At 65.1% G+C, this 7,259-nt stretch carries 7 protein-coding genes; 4 read left to right on the top strand and 3 right to left on the bottom strand.

Annotated elements, in window-relative coordinates:
- Window positions 1–105: 105 nt before the first annotated feature.
- Together DDA93_RS05600 and DDA93_RS05595 are read right to left on the bottom strand one after the other, a co-directional pair.
- Window positions 106–1,392, bottom strand: coding sequence for a DUF6350 family protein (locus DDA93_RS05600; protein ID WP_024476630.1), 1,287 nt, complete (start codon window positions 1,390–1,392; stop codon window positions 106–108).
- Window positions 1,393–1,476: 84 nt separating this feature from the next.
- Window positions 1,477–2,229, bottom strand: a complete 753-nt coding sequence (locus DDA93_RS05595; RefSeq protein ID WP_237742125.1) for a sulfite exporter TauE/SafE family protein — start codon at window positions 2,227–2,229, stop codon at window positions 1,477–1,479.
- A 78-nt stretch (window positions 2,230–2,307) separates the two neighbouring features.
- Here DDA93_RS05595 and DDA93_RS05590 point away from each other — a divergent pair, with 78 nt between their 5' ends.
- Complete coding sequence (locus DDA93_RS05590) at window positions 2,308–2,937, top strand: DUF1684 domain-containing protein (protein WP_116778239.1); 630 nt, start codon at window positions 2,308–2,310, stop codon at window positions 2,935–2,937.
- 202 nt (window positions 2,938–3,139) lie between these two features.
- Window positions 3,140–4,615 carry a stealth family protein gene (locus DDA93_RS05585; protein ID WP_237715231.1) on the top strand — a complete coding sequence of 492 codons (1,476 nt, stop codon included), beginning with the start codon at window positions 3,140–3,142 and terminating at the stop codon, window positions 4,613–4,615.
- A gap of 88 nt (window positions 4,616–4,703) precedes the next feature.
- Here the strand turns inward: DDA93_RS05585 and DDA93_RS05580 are convergent, their stop codons facing one another.
- Entirely contained in the window at window positions 4,704–5,615 is a 912-nt protein-coding gene (locus DDA93_RS05580; RefSeq protein WP_116778238.1) for a phosphodiesterase, read from the bottom strand.
- A gap of 319 nt (window positions 5,616–5,934) precedes the next feature.
- Between DDA93_RS05580 and DDA93_RS05575 the strand changes: the two genes are divergently transcribed.
- Window positions 5,935–6,111, top strand: coding sequence for a DUF1059 domain-containing protein (locus tag DDA93_RS05575; RefSeq protein WP_019481958.1), 177 nt, complete (start codon window positions 5,935–5,937; stop codon window positions 6,109–6,111).
- On the top strand, window positions 6,111–7,253 hold the full coding sequence (locus DDA93_RS05570) for an EAL domain-containing protein (protein WP_024476636.1): 1,143 nt from the start codon (window positions 6,111–6,113) through the stop codon (window positions 7,251–7,253). The genes DDA93_RS05575 and DDA93_RS05570 overlap by 1 nt, the downstream gene beginning before the upstream one ends.
- The last annotated feature ends 6 nt before the right edge of the window (window positions 7,254–7,259 follow it).

Raw genomic sequence — 7,259 nt, 5'->3', positions numbered from 1 at the left:
GACGTAGTTGCGGGGCAGCCACTCTTTTGTGACGTAGTTGCGGGGCAGCCACTCTTTTGTGACGTAGTTGCGGGGCAGCCACTCTTTTGGGGGAAGTGACACCGGCTAGGCGCGCTTTTCACGCTCCAGCAACGGCCCCGCCGCGTAACCGATGACGACGCCGACAGCCACCTCCCCGGCAATCAACAGGCCCACCCACAGCGGGTTGGGGCCCAAATCCACTAGCCGGCCGAGGCCTAGCGACGCATGAGACACCCATGCGACCACCCCGGCTGCAACACCGGCGGTCAGTCCAATCAGGGCGGCGGCCGCCAGGGTCGACAGACTTGCCGTAAACCACCGCCTTGCCACCTTGATTTCCAGCCACTCGTCGAGGTGGTTCTCGCCTTCCCGGAAGAACCACCAGCCGGCCAGCAGCCCCGCCAGAACCGGGATGGCGAGAGCCGCCAGCCCGTATTCGAGGGTGCCGGGCGGCACAGCGCCGAGGACCGGGATGGCTGGCAGCGGTCCGGCGCTGGTCGTCAGCGGAGAAATGGCGCTGCCGGACCCCAGCGCAAACCCTGCACCGGAAGCCCAGGAAAGGGTCCACACCACCAGGTTGGGCAGGAAGCCGAGCTGGGCCAGAGTCAGGGCGCTCCCGCCGACAATCCCTGCATCGAGGCGCTGATAGACGGTCGCCATTTCTGCCCAGCGCAGCCCGAGGGTGACGGCCAGCAGTAACGCCGATAACCCCAGGGATACCACCAGCGCAAGGAATCCGGACCTCAGGCAGGCCCAGGCGTAGGATCCGGCCCACCGGGAGCTCTGGCTGGTTTTCGCCAGCCAGGCGGCGCGGTCGACGCCGATCAGGCGGCTCCACGCGCCCGCCTCGCGGTACGCGCCAATCACCAGCCCCAGCCCGGCCGACAACAGGGGAATCAGGGCGCCCGCAGCAAGCGGGACAGTCGCTTCAGCCGTAGCGCAGAGGTAGGCAACGCCACCCCCCACCAGCGCGTAAATCCCGAGGGCACCCAGGAGCGCCTGCCACAGCTGATCGGAGTAGGAGGCCCGCGCCAGACGCCGACCGGCCCGCCAGGCAAGCAGGAACGGGATCAGGGTCAGGCCCAACGGCACGATGGAGAGGATCCCGGTGGTTCCCACGCCGTCCGGATTGGCCGGTGCGAAAGTCACTTCGAGAGGCACTCCGTGGATGAGAAGCCACGCCTGGCCGCCCAACTGCAGCATTCCGGTAGGCGTCCGATCGGCGAATCCACCCGCCAGCCATACGGCGGCCAGGGGAACCAGGATCAACAGAGCGGAAATCACTGCTGCCTGGGCCAGCTCGAACACACCCTGCAGCCACAGGGGCATGGGCAGGGCACGCCGACCGGGCACACGGAGAGGAAGTTTCATCTCTTCAATGGTGCCACCGGCAGCTGCCTCGGAGGTTCAGCGACTCGGTGCCACGCCCCGGTTCAGCCGCACCAGGTCCGCGCCCTAGAGCAGGAGATCCAGCAATCCCTTGACCAGCGCAGCCGTGGCGCCGAAGAAAGCGATCACAATCACAAATAACCGGGCATGGTCGTCCTTGATGAACCGGGAGAGCTTCTCACCGGCGAAGATTCCGACGACGATCACAACGCCGATCGCCGACCACATCCACCATTGCAGCGCGGGGGCATCGGTGGGGTCGAGACTGAGCTTGACCGCGAGGGTGATGAGCCCGATCACCACGAAAAACGGCTGCAGAGTTGCCGCGAAAGGGCGTTGCGGCCAACGGGACAGCAGGGCGTAGGCGCTGACGGCGGGACCGCCCACACCAGCCATTGCATTGGTGAGGCCGGCGGTGAGCCCCGCAACTGCCTTCGGCGCATTGCCGCGCACCACCACCGACGAGCGCTGCAACACCAGCGACACCGACAGCGCCACCAGGACAACGCCGCCAACCGTCACCGACAGCGGTGCCGATGGGAGCATCACCGCGGCAATCGAACCGGGAATCGAGCCGAAAACGGAGGGGATGACCATCCACCGGAACATGCTCCAGTCGATGTCCTTCCAGACCCTGCCGACAATCAGGGCAGAGGACACCACCCCGCAAATATTGACCAGCACCACTCCCTCATGCGGGCCCAGGATGATCACCAGGAACGGCGCGATGAGCAGGGCGAAACCCAGGCCGGCGATCCGCTGGGCAATTGCTCCGAGCAGGATGGAGAACAGAACGATGAAGAAGATACCGGTTGCCACAGATGACACAGTACGCCTGGGCAACTGTATTTGGAGTTTCCATGACGGCCGCCCGACGTCGACCGCTAGGCTGGTGAAATGCCTACAGCTACTACGGCCCTGCACATTGCTGACTGGCGTCAGCAGGTATTCGAGCTCTACGGGCAGGTGCGCGAGAGCGCGCAGGCCGGTTCGCCGTCGTCCGCGCATGACCTGTGGCGCGCGGGCCGGGACAAGCTGTTCGCCAGCCATCCCGCCTCCCCGCTCGACGCGACGGCTGTGGCCGCCTTCGACGGTCTCGCGGTGGCCCCGTACCAGCCGGAGTACCGGTTCGAGGCAGTGATCGACGACGACGGCGTGGGCGAGGAAATGGACGTCCCCACCGGCACGGACGGTACGGTGACCTTCCATCGGCTGGGCACGGTGGGGCTCGACGGCGTCGGACGCCTGGCGCTATGGCGGCTCGCGTCGTACGGCGGCGGGCTGTTCCTGCCGTTGCGCGACGGGTCTGCTGGCACGGCCGGCGGGACCTACGGCGGTGGCCGCTACGTGCTGGACACGGTGAAGGGTGCACACCTTGGCGTTGTCGGCGAACGGCTGATCATCGACCTGAACTTCGCCTACAACCCGTCGTGCGCCTATGACGAGGCGTGGGCCTGCCCGCTGCCGGGTATCGACAACCGGGTGGACACCGAGCTGCGTGTCGGGGAACTGTACTCCACCTACTAGAGGTCCAGCCAGACAAGTCTGCCCGGTCGTGGGCAGGCTTTATCATGGAGCTAAGACACCTGACAACCCTCTGGAGGCTCACATTACGGACACTGCCGCCCAACACGATATCTACTTCGGCGCGCCGGAGCCGGTCAATGAGGCCGAAGTCCTTGAGTCCGCGTCGCGCGACGCCGTCGCACGATTCAACGACCGCACCGACATCACCACCGTCAAGCGCCGGTTCACGCTGATCAACCAGAACACCACGCCGCACCAGGCCATGGTCGAGGATCTGTTGTTCATCCGCGCCGCGCTTGAGGACGCCGACATCGAGTACCTGTTGGTGCGCGGAAATGACGAGCGCCCGGTCATCGCCATCGATCTCAAGTTCCGTGAACGCCTCCGGGAGGCCCTGGTCACCGCCTGCAAGAACGAGCCGTTCTACTCGCGCACCGTCGACACGAAGCGCCGGACCACCCTGCTGGTCACCGATGGCTCCCTCTCCCACAGCGGCAAAGCGCGGATCTTCCGGCTGTTCCGCCCTCGGATTGAACCGATCGGCGGCCTGTCCTTCGGCCCCTCGGCCGGTGTGCAGATTGAACTCTGGAAGCTCGACGGCGACACCATCGAACTGCCGGTCGAGAATTCATTGACCCGCCGGACCCTCCCCTCCTCCGAGGTGGTCCGCGGCTCAGTCGAGCGACACGGCCTGATGTGGCCCACCATCGACAACATGTTCGCGGACCATGCGACGGATATCGACTTCGAAATCGATCTGGTCTTCTCCTGGGTGGACGGTAGTTCGCCCGAATACCAGGCAGCCAGGGCGGCCCGGATGAAGGACGCAGTGGTGGGCGAAGGCGACGACCATGAGGCCAGGTTCCGCCAGATCAATGAACTCAAATATGCCCTGCGATCGGTCTACATGTTCGCGCCGTGGGTTCGGCGGATCTTCATCGCCACCGATTCGGAGTGCCCCGAGTGGCTCGCCGATCACCCCTCGGTCACGCTGGTCCGCTCGGAGGAACACTTCAGGGACACGTCGGTGCTCCCCACCCACAACTCGCAGGCGGTCGAGAGCCAGCTGCAGCACATTCCGGGTTTGTCGGAGCACTTCCTCTATTCGAACGACGACATGTTCTTCGGCCGTCCGGTATCTCCCGAGATGTTCTTCTCCCCCGGCGGGATTACCAAGTTCATCCAGGCTGACACCCGCATTGGGTTGGGGGACAACGACGCCGAACGGAGCGGCTTCGAAAACGCCGCGCGGGTCAACCGGAGGCTACTGCACGACCGGTTCGGCCGGATCACCACCCGACACCTTGAGCATACGGCTGCACCCTTGCGCCGCAGCGTCCTGCTGGAAATGGAAGAGGTGTTCGCAGCCGAGTTCTCCGCGACCGCAGCCTCACGGTTCCGTGCCAAGGACAACATTTCGGTCACCAACTCGCTGTACCACTACTACGCGTTGCTGACCGGCCGGGCCGTCACCCAGGAATCCGCCAAGGTGGCCTACATTGACACCACCATGCGGTCGGGGCTGCGCAGCCTGAACAAACTGCTGGATAAACGGCATACGGACTTCTTCTGCCTCAATGACGGGAGCTTCCCCGAGGTTCCCGCGGAGGAGCGAGCACACCTGGTCACCGACTTCCTGGAGAAGTATTTCCCCCTCAAGGCGCCCTGGGAAAAGTAGGTACCGCGAGGTGTAGGGCCGGAGCGAGGTGGGGATCGAGCTGAGAAGGGTTCAGGCGATACCCGACCGTCCGCCAGCGAGCCGGTGCCTAGGCCCCGGTGAGCTGGCGCTGAGGTGTCGCGGCGGCGATGCGTACCCCGGCGGCGTCGAGCCGGCGGCGTGTTTCCACGAGAGGCACGGTTTCCCCGACGGGCCGGTAGGCACCGATCGGGACCACCGAGTGGACGATCGTGTCGTCGTACACGTGCACCAGGTTGTAGGCCTGGGCGCCGTCCTGCCCGCGGGTGCCGCCGCCGTCGTACCCCAGATCCTGGGTGTAGCAGGTGGCCGAGGCCACCGACACCGGCACCCCGGCAAAGGTGGCGGTGGTCGAGTAGTGCAGATGCCCGGCCAGGATGCCGCGCACATCGGTGCCGCGGACGACGTCGGCCAGCTGGCGTTGGCCACGGAGTTCCACCAGGACCGATAGGTCCTGTACACACGGAATCGGAGGGTGGTGCAGGGCGAGCAGGGTGCCGTTGGGCGCCGGGGTCAAAAGCTCGTTGGCGAGCCACACCAGCTGCTCGTGGCTGAATTCGCCGTGGTGGTGGCCGGGGACCGTCGAGTCCAGGGTGATGATGCGCAACCCGTTGATGAGGTAGCTACGGTCGATTGGCGCTGTGTCTGGTGCCTGGTCGAGCAGACCGACCCTGAAGTTGGCCCGATCATCATGGTTGCCCATGGCCCAGATTACCTCCGCGCCAAGTTTGGCCGCAGCCGGTTCAACAATGGCGCGGAGCTTCGCGTAGGCATTGGCTTCACCCTTGTCGGCCAGGTCCCCGGTGAAGACCAACGCCTCGGGTCGGGCGCCAGAGGCCTCGAGTTCGGAGAAGATCTGACGTAACCGGGCTTCGCTATCCACCGCCCCGTACAGTGGCCCGGGCCCGCCGAGCAGGTGAGTGTCGCTGAGGTGGAGGATAAACTGCTGCGGCCGAGGATGTTCGGCCGTCCGGTAATTCATGGTGACCTTCTAGGTAGCTGGCGGTAACCGTTTACAACCTAATTGACCTCCATCAAAGCAGAGATCAAGCCAATAGCGGGTGAACACAGCCCGGCAAGTCGGATAACGCTACGGACCTCGTCCGGGACCCTGGAGAGACTCAACGCACTGGCAGCACTTACACAGCTTGTTGAACGACCGATAGTCATGGCTGGTTCAAGTATTCAAATGAGCCGGTACTGGGGCAATCTTCCTGGACCGCCGGGGCGAATAACACTTGAAGCCAACACGTCCAGCAAGGTAATTCCCCGCCAACGAAGGCGGAGCACAAGGAGATTCGATGAAATCGTTTGCATGTGGTGATGTGGTCCCCGGTTGCGAGGCCAAATGGGTGTGCAGCACCGACGACGAGATCCTGGCCCAGGTTGGCGCCCACGCGGCTGCAGTGCACGGTCTGACCACGGTGCCAGACAGCCTGGTTCAGTCTGTCCGCGGTGCCATCCAGCCGGTTAGTTGATGCCCGCAGCTAGCCCCTCCCAGGCCGGCAGCAGTGACGCGCCGGATTGGGAGGCGCTGCTGGCGCGTGCCTGCCGGGGCGAGGGACTGGCCGCGGCGTACCAACCCATCATCGACACCGCCCGCGGCATCGTTGTTGGCTACGAAGCCCTGGCACGTTTCCCGGGCTTCGGCGAGAAGAATCCCGAGGTCTGGTTCGCGGCCGCACGGCGACACGGCCGGGCCGCCGACCTCGAATCGGCCGCGCTCCGGGTTGCGCTCCAGGCCCGTCACAGTCTGCCAGCGAACTGTTTCCTCACCCTCAATGTTTCCCCAGAGCTGCTCACCTCCGAGAGCATCCGCAGCGTGTGGCGGGAGGAGGGGAACCTGGGCGGGCTGATTGTCGAGTTGACCGAGCAGACTCCCATCGAGTCCTACCTCGAGCTTGAGCCCGATCTGCACCAGTTGCGTGCCGCGGGCGCCCAAATCGCCGTCGACGACGCCGGCGCTGGCTATGCCGGCCTGCGGCATCTGCTGCAGTTGCGCCCCGCAATGATCAAAATTGACCGGGAGCTGATCCAGGACGTTGACCGTGACGAGGCAAAACGGGCCCTGATCGAGATGCTGGGGATTTTCGCCAGCCGGGTGGACGCCTGGATTCTTGCGGAGGGCGTGGAACGTTCAGAAGAACTGGATACCCTGGTCAGTCTCGGCGTCCCCCTGGTGCAGGGCTATTTGCTGGCCCGGCCGGGACCACCGTGGGCCGGACTCGACTTCGAGCTGGCGCATCGTCTCGCCGCCCGGCAGGTGGCGGATACGAAGACGGTGCTGCGCGACGTCGTTGAGCCCGCCCCCGCCGTGCTGAGCATGGCCCAGGCAATCGAGGTTTTCACCGCCGATCCCGGGCTGGCTGCGGCGGTGCTGATTGATGCTGATCTGCGGCCAGTTTCGCTGCTCACGCCCGATGCCGCAGCGCTGGGAGTTGTCAGTCAAGGACTGCGGGCGAATCTTGACACTCCCCTGGCTGCGGCCCTCGACCGGTCGGTCACCCGCGAACCTGCCCACCGGTTCGAACCAATCCTTGTCACCGACAACGCTGGCCGGTTTTCTGGGATCGCCCGCCTGGAACGGATGATCACCGCCCTCACAGCGAGCGAGCCCTAGCGGGCC

The organism is Arthrobacter sp. Bz4, assembly GCF_003075455.1.
Lineage (GTDB): Bacteria > Actinomycetota > Actinomycetes > Actinomycetales > Micrococcaceae > Arthrobacter_D.
This window is presented reverse-complemented; position numbering and strand designations above follow the sequence as displayed.

Coding starts and splice junctions, on each gene's coding strand:
- DDA93_RS05570 (WP_024476636.1), top strand. CDS start 6,111: ATGCCCGCAGCTAGCCCCTCCCAGGCCGGCAGCAGTGACGCGCCGGAT.
- DDA93_RS05580 (WP_116778238.1), bottom strand. CDS start 5,615: ATGAATTACCGGACGGCCGAACATCCTCGGCCGCAGCAGTTTATCCTC.
- DDA93_RS05590 (WP_116778239.1), top strand. CDS start 2,308: ATGCCTACAGCTACTACGGCCCTGCACATTGCTGACTGGCGTCAGCAG.
- DDA93_RS05600 (WP_024476630.1), bottom strand. CDS start 1,392: ATGAAACTTCCTCTCCGTGTGCCCGGTCGGCGTGCCCTGCCCATGCCC.
- DDA93_RS05575 (WP_019481958.1), top strand. CDS start 5,935: ATGAAATCGTTTGCATGTGGTGATGTGGTCCCCGGTTGCGAGGCCAAA.